This is a genomic window from Halomonas sp. ND22Bw (genome assembly GCF_003011945.1).
In the GTDB taxonomy this organism is placed as follows: domain Bacteria; phylum Pseudomonadota; class Gammaproteobacteria; order Pseudomonadales; family Halomonadaceae; genus Halomonas; species Halomonas halophila.
The window spans coordinates 1-264 of sequence record NZ_PXWD01001068.1; the positions used below are offsets into that span (position 1 = coordinate 1).

The window sequence follows — 264 nt, forward strand, 5'->3', positions numbered from 1 at the left end:
TCGACCGGCGCGTGCGACCGGGAGAACAACGTCTGCGACATCTGGTATCCGACCCGACTCGGTTCGAATCCGTTGACGGGGTTGACGAGCGGCTTCCGCCATCCGGTGGTGGTCTTCGCGAATGGCACGGCCGAACAGGTGCCGGCCCAAAAGAACGCCTATTTCCTTCGGCACCTGGCCAGTTGGGGCTTCATCGTCATTCGCTCCCGCGATGGATCAACCGGGCAAGGCGACACCGTCATCGATGCGACCAACTATCTGCTT

At 61.7% G+C, this 264-nt stretch carries 1 protein-coding gene; it reads left to right on the forward strand.

Features of this window, described 5'->3' with window-relative positions:
* Nucleotides 1-264 (forward strand): hypothetical protein (locus CVH10_RS26130; protein ID WP_219924965.1); only part of this gene is annotated, 264 nt, incomplete at both ends.